Source organism: Streptomyces noursei (assembly GCF_016917755.1).
Classification (GTDB): Bacteria; Actinomycetota; Actinomycetes; order Streptomycetales; family Streptomycetaceae; genus Streptomyces; species Streptomyces yunnanensis.
Map to the genome: position 1 here is coordinate 9,778,261 of NZ_CP070326.1, position 18,454 is coordinate 9,796,714.

The 18,454-nt window shown below is 72.7% G+C and carries 18 protein-coding genes; 5 read left to right on the plus strand and 13 right to left on the minus strand.

Annotation, left to right across the window (positions count from 1 at the left end; all coding sequences use genetic code 11):
• Positions 1-11 precede the first annotated feature (11 nt).
• The 6 genes from JNO44_RS42480 to JNO44_RS42505 all read right to left on the minus strand — a co-directional run bounded on the left by JNO44_RS42480 (position 12) and on the right by JNO44_RS42505 (position 5,958).
• Positions 12-578, minus strand: coding sequence for a hypothetical protein (locus tag JNO44_RS42480; protein ID WP_205369256.1), 567 nt, complete (start codon positions 576-578; stop codon positions 12-14).
• Positions 575-1,696: an ROK family glucokinase gene (locus JNO44_RS42485; RefSeq protein ID WP_039631591.1), complete on the minus strand. Its 1,122-nt coding sequence runs from the start codon at positions 1,694-1,696 to the stop codon at positions 575-577. The genes JNO44_RS42480 and JNO44_RS42485 overlap by 4 nt, the downstream gene beginning before the upstream one ends.
• Before the next feature lie 293 nt (positions 1,697-1,989).
• Positions 1,990-2,799 (minus strand): ATP-binding cassette domain-containing protein, encoded by an 810-nt coding sequence (locus JNO44_RS42490; protein ID WP_102925725.1) that lies wholly within the window; start codon positions 2,797-2,799, stop codon positions 1,990-1,992.
• Entirely contained in the window at positions 2,796-3,863 is a 1,068-nt protein-coding gene (locus tag JNO44_RS42495; RefSeq protein WP_205369257.1) for an ABC transporter permease, read from the minus strand. Before JNO44_RS42495 ends, JNO44_RS42490 begins: the two co-directional genes overlap by 4 nt.
• Positions 3,860-4,873, minus strand: coding sequence for a sugar ABC transporter substrate-binding protein (locus JNO44_RS42500; RefSeq protein WP_443033068.1), 1,014 nt, complete (start codon positions 4,871-4,873; stop codon positions 3,860-3,862). The genes JNO44_RS42495 and JNO44_RS42500 overlap by 4 nt, the downstream gene beginning before the upstream one ends.
• 365 nt (positions 4,874-5,238) lie before the next feature.
• Positions 5,239-5,958: a GntR family transcriptional regulator gene (locus tag JNO44_RS42505; RefSeq protein ID WP_073444874.1), complete on the minus strand. Its 720-nt coding sequence runs from the start codon at positions 5,956-5,958 to the stop codon at positions 5,239-5,241.
• A 342-nt stretch (positions 5,959-6,300) separates the two neighbouring features.
• Between JNO44_RS42505 and JNO44_RS42510 the strand changes: the two genes are divergently transcribed.
• Positions 6,301-6,681, plus strand: coding sequence for a VOC family protein (locus JNO44_RS42510; RefSeq protein WP_205369258.1), 381 nt, complete (start codon positions 6,301-6,303; stop codon positions 6,679-6,681).
• A gap of 43 nt (positions 6,682-6,724) precedes the next feature.
• On the opposite strand, the gene JNO44_RS42515 is transcribed toward JNO44_RS42510, so the two are convergent.
• From JNO44_RS42515 to JNO44_RS42525, 3 genes are all read right to left on the minus strand, one after another.
• Entirely contained in the window at positions 6,725-7,567 is an 843-nt protein-coding gene (locus tag JNO44_RS42515) for a transporter substrate-binding domain-containing protein (RefSeq protein ID WP_205369259.1), read from the minus strand.
• A 113-nt stretch (positions 7,568-7,680) separates the two neighbouring features.
• Positions 7,681-8,346, minus strand: a complete 666-nt coding sequence (locus tag JNO44_RS42520) for a bifunctional 4-hydroxy-2-oxoglutarate aldolase/2-dehydro-3-deoxy-phosphogluconate aldolase (RefSeq protein ID WP_205369260.1) — start codon at positions 8,344-8,346, stop codon at positions 7,681-7,683.
• A gap of 340 nt (positions 8,347-8,686) precedes the next feature.
• On the minus strand, positions 8,687-9,124 hold the full coding sequence (locus JNO44_RS42525) for a guanyl-specific ribonuclease (protein ID WP_205369261.1): 438 nt from the start codon (positions 9,122-9,124) through the stop codon (positions 8,687-8,689).
• A gap of 203 nt (positions 9,125-9,327) precedes the next feature.
• On the opposite strand from JNO44_RS42525, the gene JNO44_RS42530 reads away from it, so the two are divergent.
• From JNO44_RS42530 to JNO44_RS42545, 4 genes are all read left to right on the plus strand, one after another.
• Positions 9,328-9,957: a helix-turn-helix domain-containing protein gene (locus tag JNO44_RS42530; protein WP_073444682.1), complete on the plus strand. Its 630-nt coding sequence runs from the start codon at positions 9,328-9,330 to the stop codon at positions 9,955-9,957.
• Positions 9,958-10,042: 85 nt separating this feature from the next.
• Positions 10,043-10,237 (plus strand): DUF6126 family protein, encoded by a 195-nt coding sequence (locus JNO44_RS42535; RefSeq protein ID WP_102925728.1) that lies wholly within the window; start codon positions 10,043-10,045, stop codon positions 10,235-10,237.
• Between the two features lie 176 nt (positions 10,238-10,413).
• Positions 10,414-12,351, plus strand: a complete 1,938-nt coding sequence (locus JNO44_RS42540) for a glycoside hydrolase family 84 protein (RefSeq protein ID WP_205369262.1) — start codon at positions 10,414-10,416, stop codon at positions 12,349-12,351.
• A 105-nt stretch (positions 12,352-12,456) separates the two neighbouring features.
• Positions 12,457-13,215: a thiaminase II/PqqC family protein gene (locus tag JNO44_RS42545; protein ID WP_205369263.1), complete on the plus strand. Its 759-nt coding sequence runs from the start codon at positions 12,457-12,459 to the stop codon at positions 13,213-13,215.
• Positions 13,216-13,319: 104 nt separating this feature from the next.
• Here JNO44_RS42545 and alc read toward each other — a convergent pair whose 3' ends face one another.
• The 4 genes from alc to JNO44_RS42565 form a co-directional block, all read right to left on the minus strand.
• Positions 13,320-14,450 (minus strand): allantoicase, encoded by a 1,131-nt coding sequence (gene alc / locus JNO44_RS42550; protein ID WP_205369264.1) that lies wholly within the window; start codon positions 14,448-14,450, stop codon positions 13,320-13,322.
• Positions 14,447-15,787, minus strand: a complete 1,341-nt coding sequence (gene allB / locus JNO44_RS42555) for an allantoinase AllB (protein ID WP_205369265.1) — start codon at positions 15,785-15,787, stop codon at positions 14,447-14,449. Before allB ends, alc begins: the two co-directional genes overlap by 4 nt.
• A 178-nt stretch (positions 15,788-15,965) precedes the next feature.
• A complete protein-coding gene (locus JNO44_RS42560; RefSeq protein WP_205369266.1) occupies positions 15,966-17,519 on the minus strand; it encodes an NCS1 family nucleobase:cation symporter-1 in 1,554 nt (517 codons plus the stop codon).
• A gap of 42 nt (positions 17,520-17,561) precedes the next feature.
• Complete coding sequence (locus JNO44_RS42565) at positions 17,562-18,368, minus strand: aspartate/glutamate racemase family protein (RefSeq protein WP_205369267.1); 807 nt, start codon at positions 18,366-18,368, stop codon at positions 17,562-17,564.
• Positions 18,369-18,454 lie beyond the last annotated feature (86 nt).

The following is an 18,454-nucleotide window of genomic DNA, read 5'->3' on the forward strand; positions in this document are numbered from 1 at the left end:
GACGGGCACAATCAGAACCGCACGGTCGAAACCACGTAAACCACCGGGTGCCCGGGCTCGTCGTCGCTGACCACGATCCGCTGGGAGGGCTGCGGCGCCGGCCGGTCGACCGCGGTGCCCCGCCAGGGCCAGTCGGCGCTGAAGTCCCAGCCGACCTTCGCCGCCTGCTCCGGCGGGATGGTGACCGCGCCCTGCTTCAGGGCGGCGGCGGTGGTGCCGACGGCCGCGAGGTACTGCGTCAGGCCCCAGTCGTTGGTGCGGAACTGCACGAACAGCGAGCTGGTCTTCCACGAGTTGGTCTCGTAGTAGTAGACGGGCGTGGAGCCGATCGGCACCGGGACGTTGTAGATCCGCTGCTGGAGCTTGGAGGGGAAGGCGTTGGTCAGGCCGGTGGCGGCGGCCTCGGCCTCCTTGTCCTCGCCGCTGTCACGGCTCTGCTCGGCCGAGATGACGATGTAGCCGGCCGGGATGGTGATCAGCAGGAAGATGACCAGGGCCATGAGGAACGGCCGGCGGGTCCGGGGGCGCGGCGTGCTGCCCTGGTGGTGGTCGTCGTGCAGGGAGTCCGGTTCGGTCATCGGCGGCCGGACCGTTCGTAGCGCTCGTAGCGCTCCACGCGGCGGCGGTTGGCGCGCCGGAAGCGGCGGGCCACCAGGCGGGCGAGGTCGGCGGCGCCGACCATCCCGGCCTCGGGGCCCAGCTGGGCCTTGGTGATGGTGGCCTCGGGGCGGTAGCCGCGGCCGGTGAGGTGGCGCCGGAAGGCGTCCCGGGCCGGGCCGATCAGCAGGTCGTCGGCGGCGCTGACGCCACCGCCGATGACGAAGCAGGACGGGTCGAGGGCGGCGGCGAGGTTGGCGATGCCGACGCCGAGCCACTGGCCGATGTCCTGGAGGAGCTCGACGCACATCGCGTCGCCCTCGCGGGCCAGCTCGGTGATCAGCGGGCCGGTGATGTCGCCGATCCGGCCGCCGACCCGCTCGATGATGTTGTACGCCACCGGGGAGTCGGCGGCGGCCAGCTCCCGGGCCTCGCGGACCAGGGCGTTGCCGGAGCTGTACTGCTCCCAGCAGCCGCGGTTGCCGCACGGGCAGCGGTGGCCACCGGGGACCACCTGCATATGGCCGAATTCGCCGGCCACCCCGTACTTGCCGCGCTTTATCGCGCCGTCCTCCAGGATCGCGCCGCCGATTCCGGTGCCCAGCGTGATCATCACGAGGTGGTCCTGGTCGCGGCCGGCGCCGAACCGCCACTCCGCCCAGGCGGCGGTGTTGGCGTCGTTGTCGACCATGACCGGGACCGCGAGCCGGCCGGCGAGGCGGTCCCGCAGCGGCTCGTTGCGCCAGTTCAGATGGGGGGCGAAGAGCACCCGGGAGCGGTCGGCGTCGACCCAGCCGGCCGCACCGATGCCCACCGCGTGCACGTCGTGCCGGTCGGAGAGGTCCAGCACCAGCTCGGTGATGGTGTCCTCGACGACCTTGGGGCTCTTGGACTTGTCCGGCGTCTCGGTGCGGACCTTCTCCAGGATGGTGCCGTCGGCGTCGACGACGCCCGCCATGACCTTGGTGCCGCCGATGTCGATGCCGACGGTGGGCACGCGGGGGGCGGTCAGGTGGGAGCGGCGCTCTCTGGCGCCGACGGTGCGGAGGACGGTGGCGCGGGCGGTGCCGCGGTGCGCCCGGTCCCGGTACATGCTCATCGGGTCACCCCCAGGACCTCTAGGACCTCGTCGCCGGTTCGGCTGCCGGGGCCGCGGCCGGGACAGCCGGGGCGGCTGCCGTTGCTCCCCCACTGCCTGAAGGGCGTGGGTGGGACCCCCATTCGGCGGCTGCGTGCACGCAAGAGTCGTCTCGTCCCTGCGGGTCTCGGGGAGGCCGGGGCCTCGCTGGATGGTCCGGTGCGATTGTGCATCACCCGCGCCGTCCGGCGCACCGCGGTGCGGGACGACGCACCCCGGCGGCGGCCTGCGGCCGCCCCGGGGCGCGTCGACGTTCACTCGGGTCGGTGACCGCCGGGGAACTCCGTCGGTCCGCCGCGGGCCAGCTCGTGGCTGAGTTGTTCCAGCTCGCTGCCGCCCGCCATTTGGCGGGTCAGCTCCTCCAGCGCGATCTCCGACTTGAGGTGGCTGCCGGCCATCGTGCCGCGCTTGAGCAGGACGAAGCGGTCGCCGACCAGGTAGGCGTGGTGCGGATTGTGGGTGATCAACACCACGCCGAGCCCGGCGTCCCGGGCGGCCGCGACGTACTTGAGCACCACCCCGGACTGCTTGACGCCGAGCGCCGCGGTCGGCTCGTCCAGGACGAGGACCTTGGCGCCGAAGTAGACGGCGCGGGCGATCGCGACGCACTGCCGCTCGCCGCCGGAGAGGGTGCCGATCGGCTGGTCGACGTCGCGCAGGTCGATGCCCATCCGCAGCAGCTCGGCGCGGGTGGTCTCGCGCATGGTGCGCACGTCGAGCCGTCGGAACGGGCCGACGCCGGTGGTCGGCTCGGAGCCGAGGAAGAAGTTCCGCCACACCGGCATCAGCGGCACCACGGCCAGGTCCTGGTAGACGGTGGCGATGCCGCGGTCCAGGGCCTCGCGCGGGGAGCCGAGCCGGGCCTCGTCGCCCTCGATGGTGAAGGTGCCGGCGTCGTGCCGGTGCAGCCCCGCGATGATCTTGATGAGGGTGGACTTGCCGGCGCCGTTGTCGCCGAGGACGCAGGTGATCTCGCCCGCGTGCACCTCCAGCGACACGTCCGTCAGCGCCTTGACGTTGCCGTAGAACTTGCTGACGTCGTCGAGTGCGACCAGCGCGGTCATGATTTGTCCTCCGCCCGCTTGCGGACCCAGGCGTTCAGCAGCGTGGCGAGCAGCAGCATCGCGCCGAGGAAGAACTTGTACCAGTCCGGGTTCCACTGCGCGTAGACGATGCCCTTGCTGGCCATGCCGAAGATGAACGCGCCGACCGCGGCGCCGATCGCCGAGCCGAAGCCGCCGGTCATCAGGCAGCCGCCGACCGCCGCCGCGATGATGTACAGGAACTCGTTGCCGACGCCGTCGCCGGACTGGATCGCGTCGTACGAGAACAGCAGGTGCTGGCCGGAGATCCAGGCGGCGAACGCGACGCCCATGTAGAGGCCGATCCTGGTGCGGGTGACCGGGACGCCGACCGCCCGGGCCGCGTCCGCGTTGCCGCCCACCGCGAAGATCCAGTTGCCGGCCCGGGTCCGCAGCAGGATCCAGGTGGCGAGCGCGACCAGCACCAGCCACCACACGATGGTGATCTGGATGTCCACACCGCCGATGGTCAGGTGCGAGGCGAAGACCGCGCGGGCCGAGTCGAAGCCCTCCATGTCGGCGATGGACTTGGTCGAGACGGTGCCGCTGATCAGCTTGGTGAAGCCCAGGTTGAGGCCGGTCAGCATGAAGAAGGTGCCCAGCGTGATCACGAAGCTGGGCAGCTTCGTCCGGGTCAGCAGCACCCCGTTGAGCACGCCGATGGCGAGGGTGACCAGCAGGGACACCCCGACGCCGACCCAGGTGTTGGCGGTCATCTGGTAGCTGAACATCGACGAGATCAGCGCCGAGCTGACGACCATCACGCCGGCCGACAGGTCGAACTCCCCGCCGATCATCAGCAGCGCCACGGGCACCGCCATGATGCCGATCGTCGAGGACGCGTACAGGACCGTGGAGAGGCTGGCGGGCCGCAGGAACGGTTCGGCGACCAGCGAGAAGAGGACGAAGACCGCGATCGCCCCGACCACCGAGCCCAGCTCGGGGCGGCTCATCAGCCGGCGCGCCAGGGAACGGTGCACCAGCCGCTCGTCGCCCGCGCCGCCGGACGGCGCGGGCTGCCGGGTCGGTGCGTCGGCCGTGCTCATCGGGTCCCCCGCTTCGTGTACTCCTGGAGGGCCGCGGCGTCCTGCTTGGTGATCACCTGCGGGCCGGTGAGCACCGGCTTGCCGCCGCCGAGCATGTCGGCGTTGTACTTGTACAGCCACAGCAGGTCGACCGCCTGGTAGCCCTGGAGGTAGGGCTGCTGGTCGACCGCGAAGCCCAGGGAGCCGTTCTCCAGACCGCTCGCGACCTGCGCGTTGAGGTCGAAGGTGTCGATCTCGGCCTTGCTGTCGGCCTGCTCCTTGGCCTTGACGGCGGTGGGGGCGAACGGCGCGCCGAGGGTGACCACGGCGTCGATGTCCGGGTCGGCCTGGAGCTTGGACTCGACGGACGCCTGCACGTCGGGCATGTTGGTGCCGTCGACGTACAGCTTCTGCATCTCGCCCTTGAAGGTCTTCGCGGCCCCGTCGCAGCGCTGCTCGTGGCCGACGTTGCCCTGCTCGTGCAGGACGCACAGGGCCTTCTTCTTGCCGCGCTTGGTCAGCTCCTCGCCGACCGCCTCGCCGGCCACCGTCTCGTCCTGGCCGATGTGGGTGAGCGCGCCGAACGCCTTGGACTCCTCGGCGCCGGAGTTCACCGTGATCACCGGGATGCCGGCCTTCTCCGCCTTGAGGACGACGTCCTTCATGGCGTCCGGCTTGGCCAGCGACACGATCAGCCCGTCGACCTTCTGGTCGATGTAGGACTGCACGAGCTGGCTCTGCCGCTGGGCCTCCTTGTCGTGCGCGTAGACGAAGTTGATGTTGTCCTTGACGGCGGCCTGCTGGGCACCGTTCTGCACGATGTCCCAGAAGGTGTCGCCGTCTCCCGAGTGGGTGACCATCGCGAAGGTCCACCGGGGGGTGTGCACGGCGGCCTTGCCGCCGGCGGTCTGCGCGGCGCGCTCCTCCTCCGCGCGCTTGCCTCCGGTGCTGCTGCACCCCGCCAGGGAGACGCCGAGCACCGCCGCCAGCACGGCGCCCACGACGCGTCCTCTTCTTCGAACCCTTGCCACGAGGACTTGCCTTTCCCGCTCTTGTCGCTGTCCCGGGTCTGTCTGCTGTCGCCGCACCGCCGGCCGGCGGCCGGGCCGGGCAACCTTCCAAGTATCCGTTACCGGCGTTCTGTACCGTTTCACGGGGTCCGGACCCCGGTCGCCGCGAGCGGAGTGGTAAGGGTTCGGACCGTTCCGGACCGGCTGGTTCCGGGTCGGGCCGTGCTGACGCAGATCATGGTGGACCGCCTTCGCTCCCCCGCCGCCGGATTGCGGCTGGAGGAGTTCTAGCGGCGCGGGCGGAGTCACGTCAATGCTTTGTCAGAACATTCTGACGAGCGGAACGAAGGACTCCGGGCCCGGCGTCCACCGTACGGCCCGACGGCTCAGGGCCGGACCAGCAGCTGGAACTCGAAGGCGTAGCGGGACGCACGGTAGACGTGTGAGCCGAACTCCACCGCGCGACCGGTGTCGTCGAAGGTGGTGCGCTGCATCGTGAGCAGCGGCGCGCCCTCGGGCTCCTCCAGGCGGGCGGCCTCCTCGGCCGACGCGGCGCGGGCGCCGACGGCCTGGCGGGCGCTGTGCAGGGTGATCCCGGCGGCCCGCATCAACCGGTAGAGGCCGGTCTCCTCCAGCTCGGCGGTCTCCAGCCTCAGCAGCCCGGCGGGGAGGTGGTTGCGCAGGTGGGCGACCGGCTCGCCGTGGGTCAGCCGCAGCCGCTCGACCAGGGCGACCTCCGCGCCCTCGGCGATCCCCAGCGCGGCGGCGACCTCGGCGTCCGCCGCGGTGGTGGTGTTCAGCAGGACCCGGGTGGCCGGCTTCTGCCCGGCCGCCTCCAGGTCGTCGTAGAGGCTGCTGAGCTCCAGCGGGCGCTTGACCTGGCTGTGCACGACCTGGGTGCCGATGCCGCGGCGGCGGACCAGCAGGCCCTTGTCGACCAGCGACTGGATCGCCTGGCGCACCGTGGGCCGGGACAGGCCGAGCCGGCCGGCCAGCTCGATCTCGTTGCCGAGCAGGCTGCCGGGGGCCAGCCTGCCGTTCTCGATCGCGGCCTCCAGCTGCTGCGACAGCTGGAAATACAGCGGGACCGGGCTGTTCCGATCCACGCTGAACTGGACGGGGCCCTCGGCGCCCGCGGCATCTGTATCGCGTTTCCCCACGCTCGCGAGCGTATCCGCCCGCACAGATGACGGGAAGTCCGGAGGTCACATTGTCCGGACAAGGGGGGTTGGGGCGTCCGGAAGGACGGGACCGCGCCGGGAGCCGGCCGTCGGGACCACCGGGGCAACGGGCGGCCGTCACGGAAGAAGCCGCCGGTGGGGCCGGGGGACGGCCCCGCGATGTCGTCGAAGCGGCCCGACAGGCCCGCCCGGACGCGTAGCATCCCGTCAGCCGGCCCGCCGCGCCCGGCCGTCGGTCCGCCGTCCCCGGCCCGCCAAGGAGCCCCCGTGTCCGTCCGCCGCGTCGTCCCCGACCTGCACATCGCCCACGACGGCGCCGCGGAGGCGCTGGCCGGCCACCGCACGTTCTACGGCCTGCTCGGCTTCGAGGAGGTCATGAACCACGGCTGGGTGATGACGCTGGCCTCCCCCGCGAACCCCACCGCGCAGCTCACCTTCCTCACGCACGACGCGTCCGCGCCGGTCGCCCCGGACCTGAGCATCGAGGTCGAGGACGTGGACGCGGCATACGCGGCCGTCCTGGCCTCCGGCGCGCGGATCGTGCACCCGCTGCGGGACGAGGAGTGGGGCGTCCGCCGCTTCTTCGTCGAGGATCCGGACGGGCGGGTGGTCAACGTGCTGGGGCACCGCGGCCCGGCGGACGGCTGACCGGAGCCGCCCGGTCCGCGCGCGGTGCCGCGGCGCCGTCGGCCTACTTCATCCAGGCGTCCTCGTACTTCCGGTACGTCCCGTCGTGGGTGGCGAGGTGGACCCACTGGTCCACGTACGCCTTGAACTGGTCGTCGCCGCGGGGCAGTGCGTAGCCCTTCTCGGCGAAGGTGAAGGGCTGGTCGGGGTGGACCGCGCACAGTTCGGGGTGGATCTTGGCCTGGTAGCGGGTCTCGCTGGCGTCGGTCATCATCACGTCGGCACGGCCGGCGATGATCTCGTCGAAGATCGTGGTGTTGTCCGGGTGGACGGTGAGGGTGGCCCGCTTGATGTGGGCGCGGGCGAACTGCTCATTGGTGCCACCGGGGTTGACCACGACGCGGATGCCGGGCCGGTCGATCTGGTCCAGGGTCCGGTACTTGTCCTGGTCCGCGCAGCGGACGACGGGGGTCTTGCCGTCGGTGCGGGTCGGCTCGCTGAAGTAGACGGAGCGGGCCCGGGCCAGGGTGATCGAGACTCCGCCCATGCCGATGTCGCAGCGCCCGGACGTCAGGTCGCCGACCAGCCCGGCCCAGGTCGTCGGGACGTAACGGGGCGTGGCGTCCAGGCTCTTGGCGAGGTCTCGGGCCATGTCGATGTCCACGCCGCGGTAGTTGCCGGTGGCGGGATCGCGGTAGCTGAAGGGGCGGTAGTCGCCGGTGGTGCAGACCCGCAGCACCCCGCGGCGCGGGACGGCGTCCAGCAGCGTGGCCGGCCGCCGGTCCCGCTGGGCGGTCGCCGTGGCGGCGGTGGCGGCGGCCGGGGCGGAGGCGTAGGAGGCCGCCGGGGCCGCGGCGGTGACGGCGAGCAGGCAGGCGAGGGCGGGGAGGGTCGCGGCGCGCTTCATCGTGGGCTGACTCCTGATCAGGTAGCCGGAGCGCTCAGGGTGACAGAGCCCGGCCACCGGGTGAAGCCCCCGCCCGGCCCGTGGACGGCCGGGCGACGCCGGCCGGACGCCGGTCAGTCCCCGTACGGGTCCAGCGCCCCGGCCTCGCCGGGCTCGGGCACCGCGTCGGCGAGCCGGGCCAGGAGGTCCGCGGCGCGCTTGGCGACCGTCTCGCGGTCGCCCTCGGACAGGGCCGAGCCCATGCCCACCGCGACCGCGCCGGCCGCGATCCACTCCGGTGCGGTCTCGATCGTCACGCCGCCCGCGGGCACCAACGGAGCCTGCGGCAGGGCGGCGCGGACGTCGCCGACCCAGGACGGGTGGCGGTCGGCGGCCGGGAACAGCTTGAGGGCGTCGGCGCCCAGCTCCAGGCCGCGCACGATCTCGGTGGGCGTGCAGACCCCGGCGAAGACCGGGACGCCGTAGCGGTGGCCGGTGCGGATGACCGAGGCATCCAGGCTCGGGGAGACCAGGAAGCGGGCGCCGGCGTCCACCGCCATCCGGGCCGACGTGGCGTCAAGGACGGTGCCGGCGCCGATGACCGCGTCGTCCCCCAGTTCGCGGGTGAGGGTGGTGACCGCCTCCAGCGCGAAAGGCGTGGTGAGGGATATCTCCAGGCTCGTGATACCGGCCGACAGCAGGGTGTCCGCGGTGGCGCTCGCCTCGTCGTACGTCTTGCCGCGGACGATGGCGAAAACGCGCTGCGCCAGTGCGGCCCGGGTGATCTCCCAGCGATACACGGCAGTTCGCCGTCCTTCCTTCTTCTCCGACGCCCTCGCCGCTGTGACGCGGCTCACGACAGACCCAGCACTTCCGGGGCGTGCCGCGCCGGCTGATCGCTTGAAGCCCGTTTGCCGCCGATGCCCGCCCATTTCTCGTTTCTGCCGAAACGCTACCGGCAACCCCTGACAATCCTCTCTCGGGGTGCGCCCCTGTGCGCCCCTTCTGCCGAGAATGGGCGAAGGAGAGGGGGAAGTGGCCGGTGGGGCCGGGGAGTTTGGGGGAGCACGACGGCGGCCGGGGTGCATGGGCACCCCGGCCGCCGGGTGGCCGCTCGTGCGGCCGTGCTGTCCGCCTGCGTCAGCAGCCGAAGTCGATGAGGTTGAAGGTCTTGTAGTGGTCGGAGGTGTAGTAGTCCTCCTTCTGTGACTCGTCACCGGTCACGATGCGCCGGGCACCGCGGGTGGGCGCGCCCGGAGTGATGACGGTGTACTCGTGGTAGTAGTCGGCGCTCTGGGCCGGGAGGACGCCTTCGACGTTGGTGAAGACCGACCCGTCCTTGCCGGGGTACGGGAAGGGGCCGCCCTGCTCGATCAGGTTGAGGGTGTCGATCGCCTGGGACGGCAGCGCGGACTTGCAGATGTTGCCGACCGACTTGACGTGGACGGTCGCGGTGTGAACCGCGGCCGGGTGTGCCGTGGCGGCGGGCGTCGCGGCGACTGCCGTGCCGCCGAGGAGGAGAGTCGCAACGAGGGCGCCGGCAGCGCCGATCCTGGTCATCCGTGGGGGGATTCTCATGCCCACCAGCATGACGCGCGTAGACATGCCCCTGTCAATCCCAAAGAGCTGATGTTTCCCGGGAGTTCACGCGACCACCCCACGGTCCGCGCAGGACATCCGAAATGTTCCGCCGCCTCACCCGCTCCGCTCGTTTCCCGACAAGCTTTTGCCTGAGAGGCAAAACTTTTGCCTCTCAGGCGAGGGCTGGCTATACCGGAGACATGACCGAGCTCCCCGATCCGCCCTCCGGCGCCGCCCCGGAGGAGCTGTCCACCGTCGCCCCGCGCCTGCGCGACCTGCGGCGGCGCAGCGGACTGACACTGGAGGCCGCGGCCCGGCGGGTGGGCCTGTCGCCCGCGCACCTGTCCCGGCTGGAGACCGGTCAGCGGCAGCCCTCGCTCCCGATGCTGCTGGCCCTGGCACGGACCTACGGAACCACGGTATCCGACCTGCTCGGCGAGACCGCCCCGGAGCGGGACCCCATCGTGCGGGCCGGCCGCGCCGAGCCCTCGGAGGCCGGCGGCTGGACGTACTGGACCGTGGGCGGCGCCGGACGCGCCATGCAGGCGCTGCGGGTGCACGTGCCGCAGCGGGCGCAGGGCGACCTGGTGCGGGTGCACCCCGGCGAGGAGTGGCTCTACGTCCTCACCGGTCGGCTGCGGCTCACGCTCGGCGAGGCGGTGCACGTACTGGACCCGGGGGACGCCGCGCACTTCGACTCGCTCGTCCCGCACCGGCTGGCCGCCGCCTCGCGCGACGGGGCGGAGCTGCTGTTCGTGCACACGCTGCTGCAGAGCGGCGCCGCCGAGCTGTGCCTGGGCGACCACGCGCCGCACCGCCGCGGCGGCTGAGCCCCGCCGCCCGTCCACCGTCCTCCCGCTGACCGCCTGTTCACCATTCACCGTTCACCGTTCCGGAAGGGAAGGTCCGTCCGCCGTGCCCGACCACACCGCTCCCGCCCCGTCCACTCCCCCGGCCGCCGAGGGCGCGCCGGTCGCGCCGACCTCCCGTCGCTTCGTCGAGAACAAGCCACCGCGCGGCCTGTACGTACGGGTCTTCATCTACGTCGTGGCGACCCATGCGCTGCTGGCCTTCATGAGCCTGCTGGTGGTCATCGCCAAGTCCCGCTAGGACCGGGCGGAGCGAGGGGGCCGAGGTCCGGCCGGCCCGGGCCCCCTTGCCCCGCCCCGGCGATCGGGTGAACCCTGCTGCCACACCGTGCCCGACGCGCGCCCGGCAGCGCGCCCGCGGCGCGACGCACGCACCAGACTCGTCCGTGAACCTCGCTGACCGAGGAGGACCGAAGGATGCACCGTACGCGCACCGCGGCCACCACCGGCCTCGCCGTGGCCCTCGCCGTGCTCCCGCTGGCGGGCATGACGGGGCCGTCCGGCGCCGCACCGGCCCACGAGTCCGGCGGCGACCGGGCCAGACCCACAGCCACAGCCAGCGCCGCCGCCCTCTCGCCCGTCCCGCAGTCCGTCCACGACCGCTCCGACCACCTCACCGTCACCCGGACCGTGGCCCTCGTCGCCGGGCCGGGCACCGACGCCCCGGCTCTGGCGCTGGTGACGCGGGCCCTGAAGGACGCCGGCGCCGAGCGCGTCGTACGGGCCGGCCACGCCGCCGCAGGAGGCGGGCGGTTGACCGTCTACGTGGACGGGGCGGGCGCCGAGCGCGCCCTTGAGGAGCTGGGGGCGCGCGGCACCGCCGGGCTCCCGGCCGAGGGCTATGCGCTGGCCGCCGGCCGCGACCGGATCGCGCTGGCCGGAAAGGACGCCACCGGCACGTACTACGCCGCCCAGACGCTGAGCCAACTGCTGCCGCACCGCACCCGTCCGGGCGCCCGGATGCGCGGCACCGCCGTACGGGACTGGCCGGCGACGGCGCTGCGCGGCGTCATCGAGGGCTTCTACGGCACCCCGTGGTCGCACGCCGCCCGCCTCGACCAGCTGGACTTCGCCGCCCGGCACAAGATGAACATCTACGTCTACTCCCCCAAGGACGACGCCTACCTCAGGGAGAAGTGGCGCGACCCCTACCCCGCGGCCCAACTGAACCGGATCCAGGAGCTGGTGGACCGGGCCCGGGCCCGGCACGTGGAGTTCACCTACGCCCTCTCCCCCGGGCTCTCCGTCTGCTACAGCTCGGACGCCGACGTCAAGGCGCTGACCGCCAAGTTCGCGACCCTGTGGGACATCGGGGTGCGGACCTTCGCAGTGCCGCTGGACGACATCAGCTACACCAAGTGGAACTGCGCGGCGGACAAGGCGAAGTTCGGGACCGGCGGCGGGGCGGCCGGGACCGCGCAGGCGCAGCTGCTCAACCGCGTCAACCGGGAGTTCATCGCCCGCCACCGGGGAGCCCGCCCGCTCCAGATGGTGCCGACCGAGTACTACGACCTGAAGGCGACGCCCTACAAGGCGGCGCTCGCCGCCAAGCTGGACGGCGATGTGCTGGTGGAGTGGACGGGCGTGGGCGTGCTCGCGCCCACCATGACCGTCGCGCAGGCGAAGCAGGCCCGGCAGGTCTTCGGCCACCCGATCCTGGTCTGGGACAACTACCCGGTCAACGACTACGTCAGCAAGCGGCTGATGCTCGGGCCGCTCAACGGGCGGGCGCCCGGGGTGCCCGCCCAGCTGGCCGGGCTCACCGCGAACCCGATGATCCAGCCGGCCGCGTCCAAGCTGGCCCTGGCCACCGTCGCCGACTACACCTGGAACGACCGGGCGTACGACGCGCGGGCCTCCTGGGGCGCGGCCATCGAGGAGCTGGCCGGCGGCGACGCCCGCACCGCCCGCGCCCTGCGGGCCTTCGCGGACGTCAACTACACCTCGGCCATCAACCCGCACCAGGCGCCCGAACTGTCCGGCGCCCTGGACCGGTTCCGCAAGGACGGCCGGGCCCGGCCGCTGGACGCGGTGCTGAGCGGACTGCGGGACGCGCCCGGCGTGCTGCGCGACCGGCTCCCCGACCGCGACTTCGCCCGGGAGAGCGCGCCGTGGCTGGACGCCACCCGCGCCTGGGCGGTGGCGGCCCGCGACGCTCTGCGGCTGATCGTGGCGGACCGGTCGGGCGACGCGGCGACGGCCCGTCAACTGCGGGCGCGGATCCCGGGTTTGGTGACGAAGGCGAAGTCCTATGTCTACGTCGACATGAAGGGCAAGCGGATCCCGGTGGTGGTCGGCGACGGGGTGCTGGACACCTTCGTCGCGGACGCGCTGGCCGGGCGGGGCGCGCAATGAGGTGATCCCGCACGGCCGGCGGCGGGCCGCTGCCGCGTCGAGGGGGTGGCCGGGGCCTACGCTGAGGCCCCGGCCACCCCCTCGCGTCCCCCGGAGGAGACCGCCATGGACCGACCCACCCGGCCGTCGCCCGCCACCGCCCCGAGCGGAAGCTCCCCCGGACCCCGTCCGGGGGGACCCCCGTCGCGCCGCGGTGGCGCCGGTGCCCCGCGTCCGAGCGCCGCCGCCGTCCTCGACGAGGCGGTCCGTGCGCTCGCCCCGGACAGCGGCGCCAACCGCCTCGTCCAACGGATCGCCCGGGGGCAGGCGCCGCGCACGGTGTTCGCCACCTTCGCGCTGGAGCAGCACCAGGTCATCGCCGCCGACCGGATCAGCTTCCAGCACCTGGCGCGCCGCGCGGACGGCGATCCGCCGGTGGCGGACTTCTTCGACCTGCTCGCCGAGGGGGAGACGCGGGCCCTGGCGCGGCTGGCGGGCCTGGCGGACGCCTGCGGGCTGACGGCCCGGGAGATCACCGGCTATCAGCCGCGACCGGGCTGCCAGGCGTTCCCGTCGTACGCGGCGCGACTGGCACTGGCCGCCGAGCCCGCCGACGCGGCGATCGCGCTCACCGCCAACTTCGCCGCCTGGGGCGGCTACTGCGCCACGGTCCGCACCGCGCTGGCGGAGCACTACGACTTCCCCGAGGCTGCCCGCGGCTTCTTCACGCTGTTCGCCGACCCGGCGCCGGAGCTGGCGGTCGCGGCCCGCGCGGCGGTGCAGCAGGGCATCGACACCGGCCAGGCGCGGCCGGCGACGGCCCACCGCCACGGGCAGCTCCTCCAGGCGTACGAGGTGATGTTCTGGAACTCGCTGGGCGAGTGATCCGGCGCGTCGGGGGCGCCGGGCCGTGGGCTGCGGCCATCGGGCGGCGACCACCCCGTTCCTGACGCAGCGTCAGAATCGGGGTGGCGGACCGGAGGCGGCGGTCAGCCGCCCAATTCCCGGTGGCGGGTGGCCAGTCGGGCCGTCCCTTCCTCGGTGAGCGAGCCGTGCAGCCGGAGCCGGGCGATGCCGCCGTCGGGGAAGATGTCCAGCCGGACGTGGGTCACCGCGGGCGCGTCGGCCAGCAGGAAGCGGTGGACGGTGTCGGGCTGGAGCCGGGTGCGGGGCAGCAGTTCGACCCAGTCGCCGTGCTCGCCGTCGCGTCCGGACAGCGCCGCCCAGCCGGCCGCGTTGCCCTTGAGGTAGCCGGTGTCGATCTCCACCGCGCGGATCACGGACTGCCCGGTGAGCCGGTAGCGGACCCAGTCGTTGCCGGTGCCGCGGCGGCGCCGGGTCTCCCAGCCGTCGTCCATCTTGCGGGACCGGCCCGGCCGGATGGTGTTGGTGGGCGAGGAGTAGAAGCGGTCGGAGGCGTCCTCGACCTGGCCGCCGTTCTCCAGCGCGGCGAGGTCGAAGGTGCCCAGCGCGGCCAGCCAGCGGGGCGCCGGGACGACCTCGCCGTGGACCCGGAGGCGGGCGATGCCGCCGTCGGGGTGCTGGCTCAGCCGCAGGTGGGTGAAGCGCCGCTCGGCGTGGACGGCGAAGCCGTTGGCGGCGTGCCCGCCGATGGCGGTGCGCGGGACGAGGGTGGTCCACTCGACGTCGTCGGCGAGCAGCTCGGCCGGCGCCGGGGAGCCCTCCACGCAGGCGCCCTCGACGCTCACCGACTGCGGGTAGTTGCCGCGGAAGTGGGCGGTGTCGACGACGATGCCGCGGATCACGCCCGGGGCGCCGAGCCGAATCAGCGCCCAGTCGTGGTCGCCCTCTGCCGGGAAGGGGTGGTCGCCGTCGGTGCCGCGGCGCCGCCGGGTCTCCCAGCCGTCCATGACCTTGCCCTTGTGGCCGAACGCCGCCGGGTCGAAGTGGGCGGCCTCGGGCGTCAGGAGGTTCTCGCGCTCGGCGAAGAACTCGTCGTTGGCCGCGAGCACCCCGGCGCCGAGCCGCCGGTCGGCGAGGTCGGGCAGGTGGGAGAAGGGGAAGCCGGCCGGGCCCGGGGTCCGGTAGTCGGCATAGGGGTCGCCGCCGCCGTAGGGGCCGGCGTCCCCGGTGTAGTGCGGGAGGTCGCCGGTGGTCATGCGCGCGGCCTTTCGAGGAGCTCGCCGGTGGGCTCGGCGAGGGCGGTGCCGTCGTTGATCTTCCGGCCGCGCAGCCAGGTGGAGCGGACCACGCCGTGGAGCGTCCTGCCGGCGTACGCGGTGATCTTGTTGCGGTGCTGGAGGTCGGCGGGGTCGACGGTGAAGGTCTCCTCGGGCGCCAGCACCGCGAAGTCGGCGTCCCGGCCGGGTGCGATGGCGCCCTTGGCGCCGAGGCCGACCAGCCGCGCCGGGGCGGCGGACATCCAGCGGACCACGTCCTCCAGACCGTGGCCGCGCTCCCGGGCCGCGGTCCAGATGGCCGGCAGGCCGAGCTGGAGGGAGGAGATGCCGCCCCAGGCCGTCCCGAAGTCGGGGGTCTTGAGGTCGGTGGTGGAGGGCGAGTGGTCCGAGACGATGCAGTCGATGGTGCCGTCGGCCAGTCCCTGCCACAGGGCGTCCTGGTTGCCGGCCTCGCGGATCGGCGGGCAGCACTTGAACTCGGTGGCGCCGTCCGGGACTTCCTCGGCGGTCAGGGTGAGGAAGTGCGGGCAGGTCTCGACGGTGATCTTGACGCCGTCGGCGCGGGCGGCGGCGATCAGCGGCAGCGCCTCGGCGGAGGAGAGGTGCAGCACATGGACCCGGGCGTCCAGCTTCCGGGCGAGGTCGATCAGGCCGGCGATCGCGTCGTTCTCGGAGACCCGGGGCCGGGAGGCGAGGAAGTCGGCGTACTTGGGGCCGTGCGCCTCGGGGGCGGCGTCCAGGTGGCCGGGGTCCTCGGCGTGCACGATCAGCAGGCCGTCGAAGGCGGCGATCTCGCCGAGCGCCGCCGCCAGCTGCTCCTGGTCGACCTGCGGGAACTCGTCGACACCGGAGGGCGACAGGAAGCACTTGAAGCCGAACACGCCGGCCTCGTGCAGCGGACGCAGGTCCTTGACGTTGCCGGGGATGGCACCGCCCCAGAAGCCGACGTCGATGTGGGCCTTGCTGCGGGCGACCTCGCGCTTGATGTCGAGGTTGGCGGTGTCGGTGGTGGGCGGGAGGCTGTTGAGCGGCATGTCCACGAGCGTGGTGATGCCGCCGGCGGCGGCCGCGCGGGTGGCCGTCCAGAAGCCCTCCCACTCGGTGCGGCCGGGGTCGTTGACGTGTACGTGGGTGTCCACGAGGCCGGGCAGCAGGACGTCGTCGCCGAAGTCCTCCACCCGGACCCCGGCCGGCACCGCGGCGTCGTGCGGCAGGACGGCGACGATCTTCCCGTCCTGGACGGTGACGGACGCGGCGCGCGTCCCCTCCGGCGTGACGACGCGCGTGGAACGCAGCACCAGCTCTCTTTCGGACACCCGGTACCTCCCCTATCGTGTGCTTCATGGTCGCGGTCCGGAGCGCGGGCGGCACGGCCACCGCGGGCCGTGCCGCCGCCGGCGCGGATTCCCGGGAACCGCGGGGTGACGGTGCGAGCCGTCGCCCTACGGAATTCAACAGTCTGTTGAATGAGTCTTCACTTCGGACCGCAGCCCGTCAAGACCCCTGTGCGGCGGCCGGGCCGGCGATCGCACCGGACCGCTCCGGCTGCTCACCCTCCGCCGCCACCCCGCCCCTGACCTGCGACGGGATGATGTCCTGCGGAATCGGGCCGACGCCCGCCGTCGCCCGGTCGCGCCCCGAGACCAGGGCGTACAGCAGCCCGGAGAGCGCCATCCCGAAGATCCAGGAGAAGGGCGCCAGAGCGTCGAAGGCCGGGACCAGCGCGAGCGAGGCGGCCACCGCGGCGGCCGGCAGGAACGCGAGCACGGCCTTCGGGTTGTAGCCCCTGCGGTAGAAGTAGGCGCCGGCGGCATCGGCCGAAAACAGCGCATCGACGTCGATCCGACCGCGCCGCACCAGGTAGTAGTCCACGAGCAGGATCGCCACCAGCGGCCCGAGGAAGGCCCCCAGCGCCCCCAGGAAGTACTGGATCACCAGCGCCGAGGAGTACAGCTTCCAGGGCATGACCAGCACCGCCAGCACCGCGGTGATCATCCCGCCGCGCTTGAAGTCCAGGTACTTCGGCAACAGGTTGGCGAAGTCGTAGGCGGGCGAGACGAAGTTGGCCACGACGTTGATCCCGATGGTGGCGACGATGAAGGCCAGCGCGCCGATGACGGTGACCACCGGGTTGTCGATCTTCTGGATCACCTTCACCGGGTCGTAGATCGCCTCGCCGAAGACCGCGATGGTGCCGGCGGTGACCAGGACGGCGACCACCGCGAAGGCGGTGAAGTTCACCGGCAGCCCGATGAGGTTGCCGCGCCGGTAGGAGCGGTGGTCGGGGGTGAAGCGGGCGAAGTCGGCGTAGTTGAGGACCAGGGTCAGGAAGGTGGCCACGGTCAGACTGACCGCGATCAGGCTCTGCCGGAGCTGTGCGGTGCCGCTCAGCCCGGTCAGGCTGCGGGTCAGCGAGATGTCGCCGTGCGACGCGACGACCAGGTACACCGCCAGCGCCAGCACCACCAGCCAGACCACCGGTCCGGTCGCGAAGTCCTGCACCTTGCGGATGAACTCCATCCCGCGCGTCAGCAGGACGGCCTGCAGCCCCCACATCACCATGAACGCGATCCAGCCCAGGGTGGACAACCCCAGCACCGAGTTGTGGTTGTACGCGTCGAGCCCGGGCGCGATCTGGAGCGTCAGCAGCACCACGGCCGTCGAGGCCAGCCAGGTCTGGATGCCGTACCAGGCCACCGCCATCACCGCGCGCAGCAGCGCCGGGATGTTGGCGCCGTAGACGCCCCAGCTGGCCCGGGCGAGCACCGGGTAGGGCACGCCGGTGCGGTGCCCCGCGTGCCCCATCCGGTTCATCAGCCAGTGGACGATCGTGATGCCGGCCAGCAGCGCGGCGAACACCTCCCAGGCCGGCAGCCCCAGCACGAAGAGGCTGGCGGCGAAGGCGTAGTTGCTGATCGCGTGGGTGTCGGACATCCACAGCGCGAAGACGCTGTAGGTGCCCCAGTTGCGCTGCGCCGCCGGCGCGAGGTCCTCGTTGAAGAGCCTCGGGTCCGGCGATCCCGGACGGTGCTGCGGGGATGTGCTCATGAGTCCTCCCAGGCAGGTTGGGTGGAGCTTAGGCGTCAGTCGTCAGATGCCTGATGTCTTCGGGGAAAATTCGGTGTTACGGACGGAATGCCGGACCCAGCCCCGCTCCCCCGCGGCGACGCCCGCGAGGTGGCTGCTCAGCGGCCAGGAGCCGATGGCCTTGGGGCGGGGCGGCGCGAAACTGCGCTGCGTACTGGTGGTCAGACCGAGGCCGACCACCGCCTCCGCGAACTTCACCGCGGCGGCGACGCCGTCCACGACGGGCACGCCCAGCGCCGCGGCGACCTTCTCCTGGAGCCCGGCCATACCGCCGCACCCCAGGCAGATCACCTCCTCGCCGTCCCGGACCGCCTCGCGCGCGGTCTCGATGATCACGGCGACGGTGCGCTCCGGGTCGTCCTCCAGCTCCAGCACGCCGAGCCCGGTGCCGCGGACGCCGGCGCAGCGCTGGAGCAGCCCGGCGGTCAGCAGCCGGTCCCGGATCTGCGGCACGGCGCGGTCGAGGGTGGTGACGACGCCGTACGCGTGGCCGAGCATCAGCGCCATCTGCGCCGCGCACTCGGTGATGTCCAGGACGGGGACGTCCAGCAGTTCCTGCGCGCCCTCCCGGCCCGGCTCCCCGAAGCCGGCCATGACCAGCGCGTCGAACGGGGTGTCCAGGGTGGCGAGCCGATCCAGGACGGCGGCGGCGCTGAGGTACCCCTCGAAGTGGCCCTCGATGGACTCGGGCCCCCACAGGGGTTCGGTGGCGAGGATCTCGGTGCCCGGCGCGGCGACCGCGGTGGCGGTGGCGCGGATCGAAGCGGTCATGGAAGCCGTGGTGTTCGGGTTCATGACGAGAATGCGCATGACGCTCCAACGATTTGGAGGATTCCACAGAATGGACAGTAGGTTTCGCGCAGCAGAACGTAGCTATGGCCACTGGCACCGTCAAG